Annotated in this window: 21 protein-coding genes; 8 read left to right on the top strand and 13 right to left on the bottom strand. The window is 70.9% G+C overall.

Annotated features, from left to right (window positions below):
• Positions 1-107: 107 nt before the first annotated feature.
• The gene (locus tag ACQP03_RS17400; RefSeq protein WP_357170059.1) at positions 108-674 is read right to left on the bottom strand and encodes a maleylpyruvate isomerase N-terminal domain-containing protein; all 567 of its coding nucleotides are present in this window, start codon (positions 672-674) and stop codon (positions 108-110) included.
• 64 nt (positions 675-738) lie between these two features.
• Here ACQP03_RS17400 and ACQP03_RS17395 point away from each other — a divergent pair, with 64 nt between their 5' ends.
• Complete coding sequence (locus ACQP03_RS17395) at positions 739-1,725, top strand: helix-turn-helix domain-containing protein (RefSeq protein ID WP_433461112.1); 987 nt, start codon at positions 739-741, stop codon at positions 1,723-1,725.
• Between the two features lie 11 nt (positions 1,726-1,736).
• Here the strand turns inward: ACQP03_RS17395 and ACQP03_RS17390 are convergent, their stop codons facing one another.
• Positions 1,737-2,216: a hypothetical protein gene (locus ACQP03_RS17390; RefSeq protein ID WP_357118577.1), complete on the bottom strand. Its 480-nt coding sequence runs from the start codon at positions 2,214-2,216 to the stop codon at positions 1,737-1,739.
• A 465-nt stretch (positions 2,217-2,681) separates the two neighbouring features.
• Here ACQP03_RS17390 and ACQP03_RS17385 point away from each other — a divergent pair, with 465 nt between their 5' ends.
• The 6 genes from ACQP03_RS17385 (at position 2,682) to ACQP03_RS17360 (ending at position 9,395) form a co-directional block, all read left to right on the top strand.
• A complete protein-coding gene (locus ACQP03_RS17385) occupies positions 2,682-4,100 on the top strand; it encodes an FAD-dependent monooxygenase (protein WP_433461179.1) in 1,419 nt (472 codons plus the stop codon).
• A 66-nt stretch (positions 4,101-4,166) separates the two neighbouring features.
• On the top strand, positions 4,167-4,505 hold the full coding sequence (locus ACQP03_RS17380; RefSeq protein ID WP_357118580.1) for an ArsR/SmtB family transcription factor: 339 nt from the start codon (positions 4,167-4,169) through the stop codon (positions 4,503-4,505).
• Positions 4,506-4,510: 5 nt separating this feature from the next.
• The gene (locus ACQP03_RS17375; protein WP_357118584.1) at positions 4,511-4,951 is read left to right on the top strand and encodes an SRPBCC family protein; all 441 of its coding nucleotides are present in this window, start codon (positions 4,511-4,513) and stop codon (positions 4,949-4,951) included.
• Positions 4,948-5,544, top strand: a complete 597-nt coding sequence (locus tag ACQP03_RS17370; protein ID WP_357118587.1) for a maleylpyruvate isomerase family mycothiol-dependent enzyme — start codon at positions 4,948-4,950, stop codon at positions 5,542-5,544. The genes ACQP03_RS17375 and ACQP03_RS17370 overlap by 4 nt, the downstream gene beginning before the upstream one ends.
• A gap of 205 nt (positions 5,545-5,749) precedes the next feature.
• Positions 5,750-6,187, top strand: a complete 438-nt coding sequence (locus ACQP03_RS17365; RefSeq protein WP_357118590.1) for a hypothetical protein — start codon at positions 5,750-5,752, stop codon at positions 6,185-6,187.
• A 19-nt stretch (positions 6,188-6,206) separates the two neighbouring features.
• Positions 6,207-9,395: a tetratricopeptide repeat protein gene (locus tag ACQP03_RS17360; RefSeq protein WP_433461111.1), complete on the top strand. Its 3,189-nt coding sequence runs from the start codon at positions 6,207-6,209 to the stop codon at positions 9,393-9,395.
• A 47-nt stretch (positions 9,396-9,442) separates the two neighbouring features.
• Here the strand turns inward: ACQP03_RS17360 and ACQP03_RS17355 are convergent, their stop codons facing one another.
• Genes ACQP03_RS17355 through ACQP03_RS17345 form a run of 3 tightly spaced genes read right to left on the bottom strand, consistent with a single transcriptional unit; the run spans position 9,443 to position 11,178 of the window.
• Positions 9,443-10,102 (bottom strand): dihydrofolate reductase family protein, encoded by a 660-nt coding sequence (locus ACQP03_RS17355; RefSeq protein ID WP_357118596.1) that lies wholly within the window; start codon positions 10,100-10,102, stop codon positions 9,443-9,445.
• Between the two features lie 57 nt (positions 10,103-10,159).
• Positions 10,160-10,873 carry an AraC family transcriptional regulator gene (locus tag ACQP03_RS17350; RefSeq protein WP_433461110.1) on the bottom strand — a complete coding sequence of 238 codons (714 nt, stop codon included), beginning with the start codon at positions 10,871-10,873 and terminating at the stop codon, positions 10,160-10,162.
• Positions 10,780-11,178, bottom strand: a complete 399-nt coding sequence (locus ACQP03_RS17345) for an NAD(P)H-binding protein (RefSeq protein ID WP_433461178.1) — start codon at positions 11,176-11,178, stop codon at positions 10,780-10,782. The genes ACQP03_RS17350 and ACQP03_RS17345 overlap by 94 nt, the downstream gene beginning before the upstream one ends.
• An 18-nt stretch (positions 11,179-11,196) precedes the next feature.
• Between ACQP03_RS17345 and ACQP03_RS17340 the strand changes: the two genes are divergently transcribed.
• Positions 11,197-11,412 (top strand): winged helix-turn-helix transcriptional regulator, encoded by a 216-nt coding sequence (locus tag ACQP03_RS17340; protein ID WP_357118600.1) that lies wholly within the window; start codon positions 11,197-11,199, stop codon positions 11,410-11,412.
• A 392-nt stretch (positions 11,413-11,804) separates the two neighbouring features.
• On the opposite strand, the gene ACQP03_RS17335 is transcribed toward ACQP03_RS17340, so the two are convergent.
• The 8 genes from ACQP03_RS17335 to ACQP03_RS17300 all read right to left on the bottom strand — a co-directional run bounded on the left by ACQP03_RS17335 (position 11,805) and on the right by ACQP03_RS17300 (position 19,619).
• Positions 11,805-12,326, bottom strand: coding sequence for a DUF4396 domain-containing protein (locus tag ACQP03_RS17335; protein WP_357421720.1), 522 nt, complete (start codon positions 12,324-12,326; stop codon positions 11,805-11,807).
• Between the two features lie 241 nt (positions 12,327-12,567).
• Complete coding sequence (locus tag ACQP03_RS17330; protein WP_357118606.1) at positions 12,568-13,263, bottom strand: hypothetical protein; 696 nt, start codon at positions 13,261-13,263, stop codon at positions 12,568-12,570.
• Positions 13,260-13,754, bottom strand: coding sequence for a SigE family RNA polymerase sigma factor (locus tag ACQP03_RS17325; protein ID WP_357118609.1), 495 nt, complete (start codon positions 13,752-13,754; stop codon positions 13,260-13,262). The genes ACQP03_RS17330 and ACQP03_RS17325 overlap by 4 nt, the downstream gene beginning before the upstream one ends.
• Before the next feature lie 140 nt (positions 13,755-13,894).
• Positions 13,895-14,575, bottom strand: coding sequence for a CHAP domain-containing protein (locus ACQP03_RS17320; RefSeq protein WP_357118612.1), 681 nt, complete (start codon positions 14,573-14,575; stop codon positions 13,895-13,897).
• Positions 14,576-14,689: 114 nt separating this feature from the next.
• On the bottom strand, positions 14,690-17,458 hold the full coding sequence (locus ACQP03_RS17315; protein WP_357394331.1) for an AfsR/SARP family transcriptional regulator: 2,769 nt from the start codon (positions 17,456-17,458) through the stop codon (positions 14,690-14,692).
• A 318-nt stretch (positions 17,459-17,776) separates the two neighbouring features.
• Positions 17,777-18,238, bottom strand: a complete 462-nt coding sequence (locus ACQP03_RS17310; RefSeq protein ID WP_357395009.1) for an HNH endonuclease — start codon at positions 18,236-18,238, stop codon at positions 17,777-17,779.
• A 9-nt stretch (positions 18,239-18,247) separates the two neighbouring features.
• Positions 18,248-18,823 (bottom strand): nucleotidyltransferase family protein, encoded by a 576-nt coding sequence (locus tag ACQP03_RS17305; RefSeq protein WP_357395006.1) that lies wholly within the window; start codon positions 18,821-18,823, stop codon positions 18,248-18,250.
• A gap of 61 nt (positions 18,824-18,884) precedes the next feature.
• Positions 18,885-19,619, bottom strand: a complete 735-nt coding sequence (locus ACQP03_RS17300) for an SDR family oxidoreductase (protein WP_357118624.1) — start codon at positions 19,617-19,619, stop codon at positions 18,885-18,887.
• Between the last annotated feature and the right edge of the window lie 89 nt (positions 19,620-19,708).

Genomic DNA, 19,708 nt, shown 5'->3' with positions numbered 1-19,708 from the left:
CTCGGCATCCCCGCGGGTGCCGACGGCGTTCAGCAGAGCAGGCGCGGGTGCCGCGCGGGTCGTTGGTCCCTCGACCTGCGCGGCACCCGCCCGACCGGCTGACGGGGTCACTCCACCGCGGCCCGCCACACCCAGGAGGTACGCCGTGCCCGACCCGGCAATTCACCACGGCCGGTCATCCACAGCAGCACGTCGGGCGCGTCGCCGGGCGGGGCGTCCGGGAAGAGCCGCCGCAGCACCAGCGCGCTCAGGCCGTGCGGCGGCTGCCACGGCACGCCGAGGCCGAGGGCGATGTCGTGGGTGTGCAGCACCGTCTCGGCCACCCCCATCGCGGCGAACCCGGCCGGGTCGCAGGGCCCCCAGTGCCAGGCCCGCTCGGTCGGTTCGGCGGCCTCGACGGCGACCGCGAGCAGCCGGGCACAGGCCCGTACCACGTCGAGCACCCGGGCCGGGCTCGCCGTGGGGGAGACCCGCAGGTCGTACGGCAGGTAGCTGTCCTGCGCCAGGCCGGTGACCTGGCCGGCGTACGCGAGCAGGTCGTGCGCGACGTGCGCGGCGGTCGTCCAGCAGCTCCAGGTCAACGTGCCGGCCGGCACCGACCAGTCGCGGTCGAGGTGCGGGCGCAGCACCCGGGTCATCTCGTCGGCCGCCGCCCGTACGTCGGCGCCGGTCATCACGGACGTCCGTAGGTCGATGCGTGCAAGAATCCATCCTCGTGCTCGGGGGGAGGCGGACACCATGTTGCCCAACCTGGTGGTGGACACGACGGTACTGCCGTCGGCGGACCGGTTCGAGTTCTGGTACGCCCTGATCGCCCAGGAGACGGGGCCCGTGCACATCACCAGCGCGCGGCTGGACGATTTCGTCGCGTACGCCCAGGCCATCGACCTCGGCCGGATCCGGTTGGCCTCGCTGCGGTACCCGTCGCTGCTCGCCACCCGGCCCGGCGGGCTGGTCCGTCGAGCCCAGGCGGACATCTACCAGCTCACGCTGCCACTGACGGGTCGTAGCACGCTGGTCCAGGATCGCACCGAGACCGCGCTCGTCGCCGCCAGCCACTTCACCCTGCTGGACACGGCCCGTCCGCACATCGCCCGGCACCGGGCGGACAAGCCCGGTCTCGCCACGACGATCACCGTGCAGATCCCCTACGCGGCGCTGCCGTTGCCGCCGGATCGCGTGCGTCGCCTCCTGGCCACGCCGATGTCGTCGGGTTCCGGCGTCGCCGGGCTCCTGGCCCACCACCTGCGCAGCATCGCGGCGCACCCGGAGCAGTACGAGCCGAACCAGGCCGAGGTGCTGGGCGGCATGGCGTTGGACCTGCTCGCCGCCACGCTCGCCCAGCGCCTCGACATCGAGGGTGTTCTGTCGCCGGAGACACGGCACGCCGCGTTACGCGCCCGCGTCGTCGCCTTCATCGACCGCCACCTCGACAGCGCCGAACTCAACCCTCGTAGCGTCGCCGCCGCCCACCACATCTCCCTGCGCTCCCTGCACCGCCTGTTCGACGGTGAGGCGACGACACCTGCCGAGCTGATCCGGGCCAAGCGTCTGGAGCGGTGCCGGCGGGACCTGGGTAACCCCCTGCACGCGCGGCAGCCGGTGCACCTCATCGCCGCCCGTTGGGGTTTCCCGGACAAGGCCCACTTCAGCCGCCTCTTTCGCGCCCGCTACGGACGTTCACCGCAGGCGTACCGGGCGGCCCACACGGCAGCGGACCGCTGAGCCGGCAGCCGTTAGGGCCGTCGGTGGTCGGTCGGGTCGTCCGCGTCGAAGTCGCGTACGGCGGTGCGGATCATCTCGCCGTACGGGTCGTCCGGTAGCTGGTCCAGGTGTTCCCGGGCCCGGGCGAGGTGTTCCCGGGCCTGGCCGGCGTTGCCCAGTCGCCGGTGGCAGTCGGCGAGGTTGAGGTACAGCGACGGCAGGAACGCCCGGACCTCGAGCGAGGGCAGGTGCCGCCGGACGCGTTCGTCGGTCAGCTCGGACACCGCCGTCAGGGCGCGTTCGTCCCAGCTCAGCTCCGCGTCGAGGGTGTCCTGAAGGTCGGCGAGATGGTGGGCCACGGTGCAGCGGTGCAGCGCGTCGGCGGTCGGGCCGAGTTCGTCCCACAGCGCGGTGAGCAGTTCGCGGGCCTCGGCGGTGTCGCCGGTCTGGCCGAGCCGCACCGCCTCGATGACGCGGGTCATGGTCGGGTCGAGGGTCATCTGGTCGTTCATGTGGCCGATGGTCAGGCCTCAAGGAGGTCGAGGGTCAAACGGCGAGCGCGCTGGCTATCGTCCGAAATTTCAATGATCGGTATTAATCTTGCACCTGTAAGTCGAATTTCGTAGGCTGCCCGGGTGATCGAGCAACCCCTCGTCGAGGCGACGTTCGGCTCGATCGCGATGTACGTGGCGACGCGCCGGATGACCCGGGCGATGCTGCGGTGAGCGACACAAAAGAGCTGGACGCGATACCGCGCGGCCGGTAGCTTGCAGTCGACCGCGACACCGTCCGAGGAGGTGAGACCCATGACCGCTGGTTCGATGTGGGTGCTCCCCTCGCCGTCACGGTTGGGCGACTGACGTAGCTGTCGCCGGGAGCGCCTTTCACCAAGGCACTCTCGAAAGGCCGCTCCTGTGTCCTCCGTTCACCGTGATCCTGCTTCCTCGCCGAGCCCCGACGCGGATCGTCCGCCGCACCTGTTCGACGTGATCATCGTCGGCTGCGGGCCGACCGGCGCCATGCTTGCCGCCGAACTACGCCTGCACGACGTGCGGGTCCTCGTGCTGGAGAAGGAGATCCAACCTCCGTCGGCCGTTCGCATCGTCGGTCTGCACATCCGCAGCCTCGAGGTGCTGGCGATGCGCGGACTCCTGGACCGCATGCTCGCGCACGGACGGCGACGTCCGGCCGGTGCCTACTTCGCCGCCATCGACAAACCCGCGCCCACCGGGCTGGACTCCCCGTACGCCTACCTGCTGGGCATCCCACAGCCGGTCATCGAACGTCTGCTCGCGGAACACGCGACCGGACTGGGCGCGCAGGTCCGGCGCGGGCGGGCGGTCACCGGTCTCGCGCAGGACGACGAGGGGGTGACCGTCGAGCTGTCCGACGGGGAGCGGTTGCGCAGCCGCTACGTCGTCGGCTGTGACGGCGGGCGCAGCACGGTGCGCAAGCTCCTCGGCGTCGGCTTCCCCGGCGAGCCCACGCGGACCGAGACGCTGATGGGCGAGATGGAAGCGGGTGTCCCGCCGGAGGAGATCGCCGCCACCGTCGCCGCGATCGGCGGAGCCCGGCACCGATTCTGGGTCCGACCCGCGGGTGTCGGGGCCTACAGCGTGGTCGTCCCGGCGGCCGGAGTCAGCGATCGCGCTCAGCCGCCCACCATCGAGGATTTCGCTCAACAACTGCGGGCCGTCGCCGGAACCGACTTCGGCGTGCACTCGCCGCGCTGGATGTCCCGCTTCGGCGACGCCACCCGGCTTGCCGAGCGGTACCGGGTCGGTCGGGTCCTGCTGGCCGGCGACGCCGCCCACATTCATCCGCCCATCGGCGGTCAGGGCCTCAACCTGGGCGTGCAGGACGCGGTCAACCTCGGCTGGAAACTGGCCGCGCAGGTTCAGGGCTGGGCCCCGGACACCCTGTTGGACACCTACCAGGCCGAACGTCGTCCGGTCGCCGCCGACGTGCTGGACAACACCCGCGCCCAGACGCAACTGCTGTCCGACGAACCGGGCGCGCGGGCCGTACGCCGTCTGCTCAGTGAGCTGATGGACTTCGACGAGGTCAACCGCCATCTGCTGGAGAAGATCACCGGAACCGGCCTCCGCTACGACCTGGGCGAGGGCCCGGACCTGCTCGGTCGCCGGCTGCCCGACGTCGACGTGCGACAGGGCAACCTCTACGGGCTGCTGCATCGCGGCCGTGGCCTGCTGGTGGACCGCACCGAGCGACTGACCGTCGGTGGCTGGAAGGACCGGGTCGATCATCTCGCGGACGCCGGGGCGGCGGTGGACGTCCCGTTCCTCCTGCTGCGTCCCGACGGCTATGTCGCCTGGATCGGCGACGAGCAGCGGAACCTCGACGACCATCTCGCCCGGTGGTTCGGCATGCCGTGAGTACGAGCGACGCTCAGGCCCTTACTCAAGTTGACGCTTTATAAATCTTCTGCTTAAATAAGGGCCATGAGCGTGACCCTCGACGACCAGCAGCTTGATGCGCTGTTCACCGCACTGAGCGATCGGACCAGGCGCGACATCGTGGCTCGGCTGACCACGGGCCAGGCGACGGTCAAGGAGCTGGCCGAGCCGTACGCCATGAGCATGCAGGCCGTGTCGCAGCACATCCGGGTGCTCGAGCGGGCCGGCCTGATCAGTCAGGGGCGGCACCGGCAGAGCCGGCCGTGTCGCCTCGAACCCGCGGCGCTGGACGCCGCGCTGTCCTGGATCGAGCAGAGCCGCCAGGCCTGGGCGGATCGCCTGGACCGCCTGGAGACACACCTCGCCCACCTGCAGGAAGGCTGAAATCCGTGGGTGACGACGAACTCGTCTACCGGCGGGTCTTCCGCGCGCCGCGCGAACTTGTGTGGCGGTGCCTCACCGAGCCCGACGAACTCGCGCAGTTCTGGGGACCGCGCGGCATGGTGACACCGGTCGAGGGCATCGTCGTCGACCTCCGGCCCGGGGGTCGGTTCGAGACCCTGATGATCGGAGACCAGGGCAGCTACCGGATGGTCGCCACGTTCACCGAGATCGTTGTGCCTGAGCTGCTCGCCTGGGTCGAGCCGGCGACCCGGATGCACACGACCAGCACGTTTCACGATCTCGGCGACGGCGGAACCGCGGTCGTCATCCACCAGCGGCACGTGCCCGAGGCGATGCGTACGCCCGATGCTCGCGCTGGTTTCGCCACCTCGCTCGACAAGCTCGCGGAGCGCCTCGCCCACCTCACCCGGAAGGATCAACCATGACTGACCCGCAGCCGTGGGTCGCATCGACCTACCGAGGGCTCGCCGACCTTCTCGCCACCTCGGCCATCGACATCTGGGATGCGCCCTCGTTGTGCGAGAAGTGGCTGGTGCGGCACGTCGTCGCGCACGTCACGATGCCGGTGCGGCTGACCCCCGCACAGTTCGCGGCCGAAATGGCCGCAGCCCGCGGTGACTTCACGGTGCTCTCCGACACCGTGGCCACGCGCGACGCCGAGCTGCCCCGCACCGACCTTCTCGATCAGCTCCGATCGCCGAGCCTGCACGCCTGGCAGCCGCCGGGCGGTGGCGCCGCCGGCGCGCTGAGTCACGCCGTCATCCACTCCCTGGACGTGACGCTCGCCCTCGGCCGGCCCGATGTCGCACCGGCGGACGCGGTCGGCACCGTCCTGGGCAATCTAGGTGACGCCAACGGCGCCATCTTCGGAATCGACCTGGCCGGTGTCCGACTCGAGGCGACCGACACGGACCGGCGCTGGGGGAGCGGTGAGGTCGTCCGTGGTGACAGCGGTTCTCTGGTGGCGCTGCTGAGCGGTCGAACGCTGCCCGACGGCCGGAGCCTGCCCCGCGGCTGACGCCGCGATATCGAACCATGACCGACCGCGAAGTTGTGTGTCGTGTCCGGGTAATTACGCAGGTGGCGACGGCGCTCCATGATGGTGCCAGGATGTCGATCTGGACGTTCGGTGCGTCGATCGGCTTCGGTTCTCGGGTTCGAGACGGTGACGCCAACTCGGTCGCCACCGAACGCGAGTGCGCCTACCACCGGCGAGGAGAGACGTGACCCCGGACATTCAGGCGGTGCTGGCCATCGGCGCCACGACACTGGTGACCGCCGCCGCTACGGACGTGTGGAACGGGTTGGCTCGCCCGGGGTTCATCCGGCTGTTCGGACGCGGTCGCGCCGACCAGGAGGCGAAGGCCGCGCGTCGGCTCGATGCGCTGGCGGCCACCGTGGAGCAGGCACCGGCGGACAAGCAGGTCGAGGTCCGGGCCCAGCAGCAGCCGCAATGGCTGACCCGGTTGCAGGATCTCGCCGAAGACGACCCGGCCGTCATCGATGACCTGCGGGCCCTTGTCACCGAGGTCACCGCCCGGCTACCCGCCGAGCAGAAGGTGCAGATCCAGAACATCGTGGCCCGGGACCACGGCGTCGCGTTCGGCGTCCAGAACGGCAACATCATCTACCACGAGGCGTCACCGTCGACGGAAGCGTGAGCGGGAGTCGATGGATCGCATGGCCACGGCAGAGGAACCACACCCCTCCTTCCAGCAGGTCACGTCGGTCGCTGGGTTCGCCTACGGCGTGATCAACGCCGACATCCACGTCTTCGCCAACGGCGAACCGCTCTACCTGCTGGCCAACTGGCAACCCGAACCGGACGCCGACGTGGACTGGCTGCGGCAGATGCCCAGCCGCATGCTCAACGCCCGACGCGCCGTGGTGCCGTTCACCGGCCGCGATCAGGAACTCGCCGACCTGCGGCAGTGGCGCGACAGCGGACCGCCGCGGCTGAGCGTGCGCTGGCTGCACGGGCCCGGCGGGCAGGGCAAGACCCGTCTCGCCGCCCAACTCGCGGCCGAGTCGCTCAGCGCCGGCTGGAAAGTGGTTGCCGCGTTCCACGGTCCCGACGCCGACCGGCCCGAGCCCGGCAGCCACGACCTCGCCCTGACCGGGACCGCCGGGCTTCTTCTCGTGGTTGACTACGCCGACCGGTGGCTGTTGAGCAACCTCACCTGGCTACTCAAGAACACCCTGCTTCACCAGGTCGGCGTCCCCACCCGAATTCTCATGATCGGCCGCAGCCTGGACACGTGGCCGGCGATCAGCGCCATCCTCGACAACTATCGGGGCCACACGAGCGCCCAGCGGCTCCCCGACCTGCCCACCGATCACGCCCGGCCCACCATGTTCACCGCGGCCCGCGACCGGTTCGCCGCCATTTACCGGCATCCCCGCCCTTCCACGATCCTGCCCTCGGTCCCGCTCGACAGTCCCGAGTTCGGGCTCACCCTCGCCGTACACATGGCCGCCCTGGTCGCCGTCGACGCCGCTGTCAGCGGCGAGCGGCCTCCCGAAGGCATGGACGCCCTGACCCGGTACCTGCTCAATCGGGAACAACTGCACTGGCGACGGCTCTACCACGACGGCCTCACGGGAACCGGGAGCGGCTATCGGACCCCCGGCGACGTGATGAACCACGCCGTTTTCACCGCTGCCCTCACCGGCGCGCTCGACCGCACCGCCGGCGCCGAGCTTCTCGAACAGCTCGGTGTCGGGCCAGATGTCGAACAGATCCTCCGCGACCACACGGTCTGCTATCCACCTGCCGAACCCAACCAGCCAACCGTCCTGGAACCCCTCTATCCGGACCGGCTCACCGAGGACTTCCTCGCACTCACCCTGCCGGGACACCACACCGACTACCCCGCGCAGGACTGGGCACCCCGCACCGCAACCGCTCTCCTGACCGCCCGCTCCCAGGACGACTCGACAAGCTCGGTGCTCTCCCGATCGATCATGTTCCTCGCCGCGGCCGCTGACCGCTGGCCCCACGTGGGCAGCACTCTCCTCTACCCGCTATTGCGCACACATCCCGATCTCGCGATCAGAGCGGGCGGCACCGCGTTGACCGCTCTCGCCACCAGCCGATCCGTGAGCATCGAGGTGCTGGAGAGCATCGAACCTCTGCTACCGATCGAGAGGCACATAAACTATGACATCGCCGCGGCCGCCGTGACGAGCGTGCTGACCGCACACCGCCTCGCCCACACCACTGATCCCGCCGAACAAGCTGTTCTGCAGTCCAAACAGGTCTTCCGCCTTGCCCGTGTCGGCCGCCAGGAGGAGGCTCTGGCCGTGGCCGAGGAGGCCGTGGCCACCTGGCGGCGGTTGGCCGCGGCAGACCCGGACGCCCACCAAGAAAACCTCGCCACCTCGTTGAGCGACCTCGGCCTTCGTCTGTCCGAGCTGGGTCGCGGCGAGCAGGCCGTGGCTCCGGTCCAGGAGGCTGTCGCCGTCTTCCGTCGGCTGGCCGCGGCAGACCCGGGCGACTACCTACCCTTTCTTGCCACGTCGCTGAACACTGTCGCTGCGGTTCTAGCCCGGCTGGGCCGCCTGGCGGAGGCTCTGGCCGTGGCCGAGGAGGCCGTGGCCACCTGGCGGCGGCTGGCCGAGGCGAACCCGGACGCCTACCTATCCGACCTCGCCAACTCGTTGAACAACCTCGGCGCCTGCCTGTCCGAGCTGGGTCGCTCCGGGCAGGCCCTGGCCCCAGCCAAGGAAGCCGTGGCCATCCTGGGGCGGCTGGCCGAGAAGAAACGCGGCTTCTACGTGTCCGACTTCGCCCTGTCGTTGAACAACCTCGGCAACTGCCTGTCCGCGCTGGGCCGCCGTGAGCAGGCGCTGGCCGCGACTCAGTCGGCCGCCGGCACCTACCGGGTACTGGCCGAGGCGAATCCGGACTCCTACCTACCCGACCTCGCCCTGTCGCTGAACAACCTCGGCCTCCGCCTGTCCGCGCTGGGTCGCCCTGAGCAGGCCCTGGCCCCGGCCGAGGAAGCCGTGGCCATCCGGCGGCGGCTGGCCGAGACGAACCCGAACGTCCACCTTCCCCACCTCGCCGACTCGTTGAACAACCTCGGCGCCTACCTGTTCGAGCTGGGCCGCCCTGAGCAGGCCCTGGCCCCGACCGAGGAAGCCGTGGCCATCGGACGGCGGTTGGCTGAGACGAACCCGGACGTCCACCTTCCCGACCTCGCCGACTCGTTGACCAACCTCGGGGCCCACCTGTCCGCGCTGGGCCGCCCTGAGCAGGCCCTGGCCCCGACCGAGGAAGCCGTGGCCATCGGACGGCGGCTGGCCGAGACGAATCCGGACGCCTACCGACCCCACCTCGCGGCGTCGTTGACCAACCTCGGCACCTGTCTGTCCGCGCTGGGCCGCCCTGAGCAGGCGTTGGCTGCTGCTGAGGCCGCCGCCGTCATTCACCGGCGGCTGGCCGAGGTAAATCCGGACGTCTACCTAGCCGACCTCGCCACCTCGTTGACCAGCGTCGGCAGCATCCTGTTCGCGCTGGGCCGCCGCGAACGGGCCATCGCCCCGGCCGAGGAAATCGTGGCCGTCCGGCGGCAACTGGCCGAGACGAACCGGGACACCCACCTACCCGACCTCGCCATGTCGTTGTGGACATACGCCACGGTGTGCGCAGACGCGAAGCAGAACCTGCCCGAAGCCTTGAAGGCGATCACCGAGGCGACTCAGCTCTACGGATCGTTGGCCAAACGTATGCCGCAGAAGTTCGCAGGCCAAGCACTCTCCGCGTACCGGACTCTGGCCGATGTGCTGGAAGGAGTCGGCCGCAGGGGCGAAGCGGACGGTCTTCGGCAGCAGCTCGACAGGGTTTCGATCAGAACCACGGATTGAGCCTTCAGGGATGGCCACGGTCCCACCACCTGCGCCACTCGTCGGTGTCAGCCGAGCACCGGCACCGAGCGCCCCTCGTCCACCGTGTAGGCGCCCGTCGAGAGGACGCCGAGGGTCGCCGGCGTCAGGGTCAACGAGACGACGCCGCCGGGCAACACGCGGACGCTGTCCTGCGGGGCCGCGAACGTCGCGGGCGTCGACCCGTCCGGAAAGAGGCGCTTGCCGCTGCCGACGACGACCGGGTACTGCAGCAGTCGGTAGAGGTCGACGAGTCCGGCCTCGTGCAGCGTCTGCACGAGCCGCCAACTGCCGTGCACCTGGAGTTCCCCGCCCGGCCGGTCCTTGAGCCGGCGGACCTCGTCGAGGATGTCGGTGCGCAACACCGTCGTCGGGCTCCAGTCGGCCTCCTCGTCGGTCAGGGTCTCGCTGACGACGTACTTGGGCAGGGTGTTGAGCTTGGCGGCGATCAGGTCGTCGGGTGCGGTGACCTTCGGCCAGTAGCCGCCGAGCAGGCCGTAGCTCGTGCGGCCGAAGAGGAAGGCGTCGGCCGTACGGAACCAGCCCTCGACGACCTCGTTGGTGTGCGCGGACATGTGCGGGACGAGCCAGCCGCCCCGGTCGAAGCTGTCCGAGCGGTCCTCGTCCGGGGCGCCCGGTCCCTGCATGACGCCGTCGAGGCTCACGAAGACGTTGACGCTGAGCAGCACGGTTATCCTCCGTCGGGTGGGTCGGGCCGCCGCCCTCCGGCGGCCGGCCGACGGAGGTTAGCTGCCGGGTCGCGGATCGGTCTTGTACAGGAACGACATCGTCGGGTCGTCACCGGCGCCCAGCCCTCGCGCGGTGTGTCCGACGTAGCGCCGCAGCGCGTGTGCCAGGTGAGCCTGGTCGAAGTAGCCCAGCACCGAGACGACCGCGCGCCAGTCGAGGCCGTCGCGCAGCATGGTGGCCGCGGCGTTCGCGCGGTCGATCTGCGTCACGGCGGTCGGCGACAGTCCGGTGACGGCACGGTGTTGCCGCTGGTGGGTGCGCGTGGACCCGTGACGGTCGGCCTCGGTTCCCGTCAGGCGTGAGGGAACCAGCAGCCCCGAGTCGCGCAGCCGTCGGACGAACTGCTCGACGTTCTCGTACGTCGGCGTCTCCCAGTCCTCGCCGCCGATGACCACCCGGCCCGAGCGTGTCACCGGGAAGGACACGTGGCTGTCGACGATCGACGTCGCGGGGTGCGGCCGGAAGACAGCGCCGAGCGTCAACCGGATCCCGAGGAACTCGGCGTCCGGCGGGACCGGTGCCGTGGTCGCCTTGGTCTCGGGCCCGCGTAGCGAGACCAGGAGCCGCCCGGCCGAACGCGTGACGATCAGGTGGCAGCACGTACGCGCCACGGACGTCATCGTCTCCTCGGCGTCGCTGGTGGTGCGCCAGACACGGTCGACGATGTCCGCCTCCGCGTCGGTCGGACGATGCTCGAACCGCAACGCCATGACGCCTCCGAGCTGTCCCAATACCGGCTCCTGAGCCTAGGGCGTGTGCTGGCGGATGTGCGATCAGGGATCGAGAGGTTGGTCGGGAGGGGGCAGCCGGGGGTGCTCCAGACCAGGGGCGCTTTGCGGGTCCACGCGTCGTCCTCGATCGTCTGGACGAGGAACCGGGCGAGGTCGGCGCGGTTGATCCGTGCGCCGGGCTTTTCGGTGCCGGCCTCGGCCGCCCGCACGGTGCCACCGGTGGGCTTGTCGGTCAGGGTCACGGCGCGGACCAGGGTCCATTCGATGCCGGACGAGGCACGGATGACCTGGTCGACGCCGGTGTGGTCCTCGAAGCCTGCCTTGATGTTCGACAGCTCGGGCAGGACGGCCTGATCATCCGCACCGCCTACGCCGAGGTCCCTCCGCGCGTCGAGTACACCCTCGCCCCGCTGGGTCGCGGCCTACACGAGATCGTCACCTCGCTGATCGGCTGGGCCGCCGACCACCACGACGAGATCCGTGCGAATCGCGAGCGCGCCGCAACGACCGGATCCTGACCGCTCCACAAGCAGTCGTGCGCCACAGTGGCAGCATCTGACCGCGCCGACACGCCCGCAAACCGTTCGCAACCCTCCGGGGGACCGGGTCGCACCAATTAACGAATTACCGGTAACAACAATCCTTTAATCCATGCCTACAAACGGGACATAACGCGCGCGCACCATAATGACAGTTAAGATGCGTAAGCACTTACGCTGTTGTTTCGGCGGTCCGTCGCCGCCCCGGGCCGCCCGCAGCTTCCAGGCCACAGGCGCGCGCGGCACGGCCGGTGACGGGTGTGATGGGCCGATCCCGAGCCGGGCTTGTCGAGGTGGTCGTAGACCGGGCAGGTGTAGACAGCAACCGCGGCCGCACCCGAGCTGGGGTGCGGCCGCGCGGGTCGGTCGTGTCAGTGCGCGTGATGGTACTGGTGCACTACGGCGTGGCCCTTGCCCCGCGAGATCATCCACCGGTTCACCGGGATGGTCAGCACAAACGCCACGACCAGCGAACCCACGAGGGACGCCCAGAACAACACGCTGGTCAGCCCGGCGTCCATCGCCGCGGGCACCGCGACGATGAACGCGTTGTCCAGCAGTTCCATGATGGCGATCGACACGGTGTCGGCGGCCAGGGCGACCGTCAGCGCCGCGCGGAACCCGACGCCGGCGCGCAGCACACCGCGCATCGTGAGCCCGTACCCGAACACGAACGCCAGGACGATCGACAGCACGACCGTGGCGGCATTGTGCAACCCGAACGCGGTACCGATCACCATGCCCAGCACCTCGCCAATCGCGCAGCCTGTCAAGCAGTGCAGTGTCGCCTGCGCGGCGACCGCCCAACCCGCCGCCGCTGCGGGGCGCCCGTCGTTCTCGTGTGCCGCAACCAGCGTTGGCGTGCCCTCGTGGTGGTGATGTTCGTGTGTCATGTTCGCCTCCTTCAACCCCGCTGAATATACCCCTAGGGGGTATATGTGGCCAGGGGTGTCCAGGCGCAGCGGGCGGTAGCCGTCATCGCCCAGCTGGGCGAGTTCGCCGTCGATGCCGACCGAGTAGGTGCGTAGAAGTGCACGTTCTCGTGGTGCCGGGGCGCAGCGCCCCCTCGCCGGCGTAGGCAGCCCCGGCCGCAATGCCACCTCATACGGACGGACCGTCCTGATAGGCGGCCGTTCATCTCGTCGCGGTGGCCCACTCGGCCGCCAGCGAAGGGCTGTAGTACCGGGTGAAGCCACAGCCCCACGCGATCGGGTCGGCGAGCGGCGCGCCGCCCCAGCGGGGCATGCCGGACACGAGCAACCGGGTGCCGACCTGATAGGCCGGGCCAGCCTCGGACGTGGCATCGCCCGTCCCGCCCGAGGCGGCGGGCGGCGACATGTCCACCACGGCGGTGCCCCCGGATCCGCCCCGGAACCAGGTGTGCACCTGGAACGTCACCGATCGCAGGTCCAGCGGAGGATGCGCGCCGCGTTCGGTTCGGGCCGGTCCGATGCCGGTCACGGTGCCGTCGAAGGCGAAGGCCTGCTCGGCGAGGGTCTTTGGTGCGTACGCCTTGACGCACTGCGCCGCGCCGAAGGCGAGCGGGTCGCCGGGCTTGACCCCGGCCGGCAGGTCGGCCGCGGGCGTCGGAGTGACCGGTGCGGACGATGACGTGACCGGCGGCTGTGCCTGCGGCGTCGCGGTCGGCCGGTGGACGCCGTACGCAGCCGCCGCGATGATCACCGTGGTCGTGGCCGCCGCCAGCATCAGGGTCCGGCGTCGGCGGTGGACCCTGCGCACCGCCCCGGCGACCACGGCCAGTTCGTCGGGGGCGTCGGGGGCGTCGGCGGCGAACAGCTCGCGCAACTCGCGCTCGGTCGACTGGCTCATCGGGTCTCCCTCTGTGCGTCGATGGCCGCGGGTCCGCGCAGGCTCGCCAGGGCACGTGAGGCGGTGGCCCGCACGGAGCTCTCGCTGACCCCCATGGCCGCGGCGACCGCCGCGTCGTCCAGGTCGGCGTAGTAGCGCAGGACGAGCACTGTGCGGGCGCGCGGGGCGAGCCTGCTCAACAGCACCCGCATCTGGTCCCGGGCGGCGACCGCGTCGGCCGGGTCGGCCACCGTGGCGCCGGTCTCCTGGCGCAGGTCGGTGGGCCGCTCCGTCGTCCAGCGCCGGCGACGCCAACTCAGATGCGCGTTCACCAGCATGCGGCGTACGTAGGCCTCGGGGTCTGTCGCCGCGCGCACCCGCTTCCAGTGCCGGTACACGTCGGCCAGCACGGTCTGCGCCAGATCCTCAGCCACCTGCCGATCGCCGCTCAGGACGAACGCCAGGCGCACCAGCGACCGGCCATACCCCGCCACGAATTCCTCGAACGACACGCCCGCTCCCGTCAGTGCTCTCCACTAGGAAGACGCACCGGCCGCCGCCCGGCGCTGCACGGCTACCCTCTCCGAGCGCTGGTCGGCGTTCGACACCGGCCCCGGACCCGCAGGGCCCGGAGCCGATGTCGTTGCCCGGTCTACCTCGCGGCCGGTGAGGCGTACCCGACGATGGACGAGGCCCAGTTGCTGTACTGCGGGTGGGTCACGCCGTCGGACTGGTTGCCGCCGACCACGTAGTGGTTGCCGTCCGTGCTGGTGTCGTAGTACGACGTGACGATGGCGACGTGGTCGTAGCTGCCGTTGCCGTCCCAGTCGTAGACCGCCGCGTCACCCTTGCGCGGGACGTAGCCGCTGCCGCGCCCGTGCCAGGTGCCGTTGTTGATGCCGTACGTCCGGAAGCTGCCCGCCGCCGCGGTGAGCCCGGTGTACTTCGCGCCGCCCCAGTAGAAGGCGAACTTCGCGAAGTCCGCGCACCATTGCCGCTTGCGCCACGCCACCGGCCCCCAGGCCTTGGTGCCGTCGCGGTACATGTAGCCGTTGGTGGTCTTGCCGCACTTGCCGTAGGTGGAGGCGGTGCCGTCATTGCGGTCGTTGGCCGGGTCGGCCCAGAAGCCGGTGTAGAAGTTGCAGTCTTCGGTCGAGGTCTCGGACAGCCGTGCCTGGACGTCGGCGTTGGTGGACGTGTACTGCTCCCACGCGATGTTGCCGACGTCGATGCCGAGCTGGGTGTCGCCCGCGGCGTACGCGGGGCTGGCCACGCTGAGGGTCGACGCCGCGAGGGCGACCGCCGTGACCAGCGCCATACGGATCCGTCTCATCGGTTCTCCTGCTTTCTGACTGACGAAGGTGGACGTCAGAAAGCGTCGGCGTGCCGGCTTGGGCGGCCCTTGAGGGAGTCTTGACTCTCCTCTTCGACGAGGTGGTGGAGGCGGTCAGCCGTCGAGGTCGCGTAACGCCTGGGCCACCGTCTCGGCATTCGGATGGTCGAGTTCGCGAAGGATCGTGGCCGCCTGCCGCAGGAAATCGCGCGCCTGCTCCGCCTCGCCGGCGGCGGAGTGGCTCTGCCCCAGATGCGTCAGGATCTCCGCCTCGTTGTACCGGTCCCGGAAGTTGCGGACCAGCTTGAGGGCCCGCTGGTAGCAGGTGTTGGCCTCGGCGTGCCGGCCCAGGTGGTGGTACGCGTAGCCGAGGCTGTCCCAGGCGCCCGCCTCGGCGTGCTGGTCGCCGATCTCCTGGTTGAGCTCGACCGCCCGCTCGCAGTACGCCACGGCCGCGCCGTGGTCGCTGAGCTGGGTGTGCAGCCAGCCGACATTGTTGACGGCCATCGCCTCCCCGGCCCGGTGCCCGGCCTGCCGGTAGAGCCCAAGGGCCAGCTCGTTGTGGCGCAGCGCGTCGGACCAGCGGTCCTGCTGGTTGAAGGCCCAGCCGAGCCCACGGTGGGTGTGCGCCTGGCTGACCGGGTCGCCCAGCTCCTCGAACAGCGCGAGTGCCCCCTGGTAGTACCGGTGGGCCTCGTCGAGTTCTCCGAGCTGGGTGTGGGCCACTCCCAGACTGCGGTGCGAGCACGCCTGCCAGTGCCGCTCACCGAGCCGGCTCGCGGCCCGCAGCGCCGCGAGCTGCGTCGCGGTCCAGTCACGCCAGTGCCCCTGCTCGTCGAGGTAACTCTCCATCGTCCAGGCCAACTGCCAGGTGTACGCGTCGAGCCCGTCGCGCGCGGACTGCCGCAGGATGCCGAGCAGCACGGCGTGTTCGGTGTGGAACCAGGCCAGCGCCTGCGCCTGGTCGGCCACCGGATCGAGGGTGAGTTGGGGCTGGGCGGGCGGCAGCGTGATCGGCTCGCGGGCCGGGTCGAGCAGGCAGGCCGCCGCGTGGGCGGTGTGCAGGTAGTGGTCGAGCATGCGGACGAGGGCGGCCTGCCGGTGGTCCGGGGCGTCGCGCTCGACCTGCTCGGCCGCGTACAGGCGGACCAGATCGTGCAGGCGGTACCGCGTCGACGTCTGTTGGTGGACCAGGTGCGCCTCGTGCAGGTCGTGCAGCAGCGGCCGGGTCTGCCGCGGGGAGAGCCCGCTGAGGCTCGCCGCGGCCCCCAGGCCGACCTGGGGGCCGGGAGTCAGACCGAGCAGCCGGAACATCCGGGCCGCCTCCGGCTGCAGGGCGCGCGTGGAGGAGGCGAAGACCGCGCGCAGGTCGGCGCTCAGGTCGCCGGTAGTCAGGGCGTCCAGCCGCGTCGCCTCCTCGGACAGCTCCTCGACCAGCGCCCGCAGCGGGAGACCGGGGTGCATCGCCGCGCGTGCCGCGACGATGCTGAGGGCCAGTGGCAGGCCGTGGCACCGGGCCAGCAGCGCGGCGACGCTGTCGGGTTCCTCCGCGAGCAGTCGCGGCCCGAACCGGCGGGACAGCAGGTCGTGGGCCTCGTCGTCGGTGAGCACGTTCAGGGTGAAGCCCTGCGCGCCCTGCGCCACGAGGCCGCCCAGGCGGCGACGGCTGGTCACCAGGACGGTGCAGGTGGGACTGCCGGGTAGCAGGCTGGCGACCTGCCCGGTGTCGTGGGCGTTGTCCAGCACGATCAGCATCCGCCGGCCCGCGAGCAGGGTGCGGTAGAGGGCCGCCTGCGCGTCCACGCCGGTCGGGATCGCCTTGGGCGGTACGGCCAGGGCGTCGAGGAGGCCGCGCAGGGCCACCGGTGGCGGCACCGGCTCGGCGGCGGGGTCGAAGCCGCGCAGGTTGACGTACAACTGGCCGTCGGGGAAGCGGTCCAGGTGGTCGTACGCCCAGCGCAGGGCCAACCAGGTCTTGCCGACGCCGCCGGTGCCACCGATGACCGCGACGGCGACGGCGTCCGCGTCGTTGGTCTGATCCTCGACGAGGCGGGACAGTGTGGCCAGTTCGCGGACCCGGCCGGTGAACAACGGCGGTGGGGCCGGCAGTTGCCGGGGCGTCGGGTGGGTCGCGGCGGTCCCGGTCGTCGGCGCGGCGAGTGTCGGGTCGCCGTTGAGGATGCCCAGGTGCAGCGCTTGCAGATCGGGGCCGGGGTCGACGCCGGTCTCGTCGGCCAGGACACGGCGCAGCCGGTCGTAATGCTCCAGCGCCTCGGCCTGCCGACCGCAGCGGTAGAGGGCGCGCATGAGTTGCCCGGCGAGGCGCTCGTCCAGCGGATGGGCCGGCGCGTCCCGCAGGAGGTCCGGTAGCAGGGACGCGTGCAGGCCCAGGCGGAGCGCGGTGTCCGTGCGGTCCCGTTCGGCGGCCAGCCTCTCCTGGGTGAGCGCCTCGCGCGTCTCGTTGAGCCACGGGGTGTCCAGCCGGGGAAAGGGCTCGCCACGCCACAGGCCGAGGGCTTCGTCGAACCGCCCCAGCGCCGCCTCGTCGTCGGGCACGGCGCGCGCCCCGGCGACCAGGTCGCGGAACCGGTGCAGATCCACCGCGGCCGGGTCCACGCTGAGCAGGTAGCCGCCCGAGCGGCGGGAGATCTCGGCACCGTCGGCCAGGCAGGACCGCAGGCGGGACAGGTAGCTGTACAGCGAATTCACGGCGCGCTGCGGACGATTATCGGCCCAGACGCGTTCGAGGAACTGGTCGACGTGCACGACGCGATTCGCCTCGATGAGCAGGATCGCCAGGACGCTGCGTTGCCGAGCGTGGCCCAGGTCGACCCATGCGCCGTCGATCTCCGCCTCGACCTCGCCGAGCAGCCTGAACTTCACCGACACCGTCCCCCGCTGTCGCCGTTCCCGGCTTGACCAGGCGATTCAAGATTCGCTCAAGAAGTCTCTCCATTGTATTCGGAGACATTCTCGGATCCGGATCGCGAGGACCGCCGTCTACGGGCTGGGACGGCACGGCAGCGGGCCCCGGGACTCCTTGACGGAGTCCCGGGGCCCGCTGCGGCGGTGGTGCGCGGAGGGCGTCAGTCGCCGGCGGGAACCTCGTAGAGCCGGCTGCCGCTGACCGAGGCCCGTGTCACAGACCCAGAGGTGCTCGCCGTAGGGCGCGAATCAGCACCGCGCCGAGGGGTCGCGGCGTCAGTTCGGCAGGTACGCCGAGCGGGCCTGGCTCACCTCGGCGGCCTGGCGCTCGCGCCACCGGCGTTGGCTGTCCCGGTTGCAGGCGCGGCACGTCCGGCGGTATCGACCCGTCGACTCGTCGATCTCACGGTCGTGCCCGTTGCGGCAGGTCGGGCCCTGCACCCGGGTGCGGCAGTTCTCGGCGCGGCTGACCTGCCGCAGGTGGGTGGGCTCGATGCAGTCCTTCGCCGGGCAGAGGTGGTCGACCTCCAGATCGGGGCGGTACCCGCCGACGAGGACGACGTACGCGGCGATGTGCGCCCAGGCGCGGCCGGCGACCTTCTGGTGAACGCCGCGCCGCGTGCCGTACCCGCTGATGATGAGGCAGCCGTCGTCCTGCCGTACCGAACGCCGCAGGAGATGGTCGCGCAGACTGGCCTCGGTGAAGTGTCGGGACAACCCCTTGACCTCGCTGAGCACGGCGTCAGCCTATCGGAGGCGGGCGGCGTGCTCGGGCAGGTCGACGTCGGTGTCGTCGGCGACGTCGGCGCAGTCCACCAGTTGTACGGCTGTCGCGTGGGCTCGGAGGTAGTCGCGGGCGCCCCGGTCGCCGGTCGCCGCCTCGGCGACTCCGGGCCAGTGGTCGCGCCCGAGCAGCACCGGATGTCCGCGTCGCCCGTCGCGGTAGGTGGCCATGGCGAGGGATTCGGCGGTGGCGTCGCGGGCGACGCGGCGTACCGCCTCGGGGGTCAGGTCGGGCTGGTCGACCAGGGTGACCACGACGGCGGCGGCCGGGCTGGACGCCAGGGAGTCCAGCCCGGCCCGAAGCGACGAGCCCATGCCCGAGGCCCAGTCGTCGTTCACCACCACCTCGGGCAGCCGGGTGCGGGCGCGGATCTGGTCGGCCTGCGCGCCGAGCACCACCAGCACCGGTCGGCAGCCGGCGGCGGTGAGGAGGTCGGCGGCGTGCTCCACGAGCAGGCGGCCACGGTAGGGCAGGAGGGCCTTGGGTTGGCCGAGCCGTCGGCCGGCGCCGGCCGCCAGGAGGAGACCCGCCGTGACCATGGCCAGAGCCTAGTCCGCACGAGCGGCGGACGCCCCGCGTCCCGGGACGCCCAGGCGCAGGTCAGCGCGCCAGCCACTCCCGGTACGAGGTGGGCGCGAGAACGGCGTCCTGCTTGCCGGTGAGCACGTCGCCGGGGGCCGCCGCGAACATGCCGGCGGTGTCGTCGGTGGTGACGGTCCGCTGGTCGCCGCGCGCGGCGAGGGTGATCCGGCCCAGCTCGTCGAGCCCGAACACGTCGGGGCCGGCGACGTTGCGGATGCCCTGAAGGGGCGCGCCCACGCTCACGTCGGCGACGGCCTGGGCCACGTCGGCCGCGGCCATCGGCTGGACGGGGGTGCTGGGCAGGCGTACGCCGGTCTCGTCGGCGGTCCAGGAGATGACCGCGTCGATGAACTCGAAGAACTGGGTGGCGCGGACGATCGAGTACGGCACTCCGCTGGCCTTGAGGATGTCCTCCTGGAGCACCTTCGCGCGGTAGTAGGCCAGGTCGGGCACCTGGTCGACGCCGACGATCGACAGGACCACGGCGTGTCCGACGCCGGCCTTCTCAGCGGCGGTCAGGAGGTTGTCCATGGTGGTCTGGAAGAACGCGGGGGAGGCCTCGTCGAAGGTCGGCGAGTTGGTGAGGTTGACGACGACGTCAACGTCCTTGAGCGCCTCGGGGAGGCCCTGCCCGGTGAGGAGGTCGACTCCGGTCGACTGCGAGTGCCCGAACGCGTCGTGCCCGGCCGTGCGCAGGATCTGGACGACCTGGGAGCCGATCAGGCCCGTTCCGCCCATCACAGCGATCTTCATGTCCGTTCCACCTTCCGTGTCCCGTTCGTCCCGGCACCCCAGCGGCGCCGGCAAACTCGGACCTCTTATGTCCGAGAACTATACTCGGA

The organism is Micromonospora sp. CA-248212, from assembly GCF_050948405.1.
GTDB lineage: Bacteria > Actinomycetota > Actinomycetes > Mycobacteriales > Micromonosporaceae > Micromonospora.
The sequence above is the reverse complement of the archived record's forward strand: the minus strand, read 5'-3'. Positions and strand labels throughout refer to the sequence as shown.

Excerpts from the sequence above, each read along its gene's own strand:
- ACQP03_RS17390 (WP_357118577.1), bottom strand. The coding sequence starts at position 2,216 with ATGAACGACCAGATGACCCTCGACCCGACCATGACCCGCGTCATCGAG.
- ACQP03_RS17305 (WP_357395006.1), bottom strand. The coding sequence starts at position 18,823 with ATGGTCACGGCGGGTCTCCTCCTGGCGGCCGGCGCCGGCCGACGGCTC.
- ACQP03_RS17350 (WP_433461110.1), bottom strand. The coding sequence starts at position 10,873 with ATGGCGTTGCGGTTCGAGCATCGTCCGACCGACGCGGAGGCGGACATC.
- ACQP03_RS17320 (WP_357118612.1), bottom strand. The coding sequence starts at position 14,575 with ATGAGACGGATCCGTATGGCGCTGGTCACGGCGGTCGCCCTCGCGGCG.
- ACQP03_RS17330 (WP_357118606.1), bottom strand. The coding sequence starts at position 13,263 with ATGAGCCAGTCGACCGAGCGCGAGTTGCGCGAGCTGTTCGCCGCCGAC.
- ACQP03_RS17370 (WP_357118587.1), top strand. The coding sequence starts at position 4,948 with ATGACTGACCCGCAGCCGTGGGTCGCATCGACCTACCGAGGGCTCGCC.
- ACQP03_RS17360 (WP_433461111.1), top strand. The coding sequence starts at position 6,207 with ATGGCCACGGCAGAGGAACCACACCCCTCCTTCCAGCAGGTCACGTCG.
- ACQP03_RS17300 (WP_357118624.1), bottom strand. The coding sequence starts at position 19,619 with ATGAAGATCGCTGTGATGGGCGGAACGGGCCTGATCGGCTCCCAGGTC.
- ACQP03_RS17400 (WP_357170059.1), bottom strand. The coding sequence starts at position 674 with ATGACCGGCGCCGACGTACGGGCGGCGGCCGACGAGATGACCCGGGTG.
- ACQP03_RS17380 (WP_357118580.1), top strand. The coding sequence starts at position 4,167 with ATGAGCGTGACCCTCGACGACCAGCAGCTTGATGCGCTGTTCACCGCA.
- ACQP03_RS17395 (WP_433461112.1), top strand. The coding sequence starts at position 739 with ATGTTGCCCAACCTGGTGGTGGACACGACGGTACTGCCGTCGGCGGAC.
- ACQP03_RS17335 (WP_357421720.1), bottom strand. The coding sequence starts at position 12,326 with ATGACACACGAACATCACCACCACGAGGGCACGCCAACGCTGGTTGCG.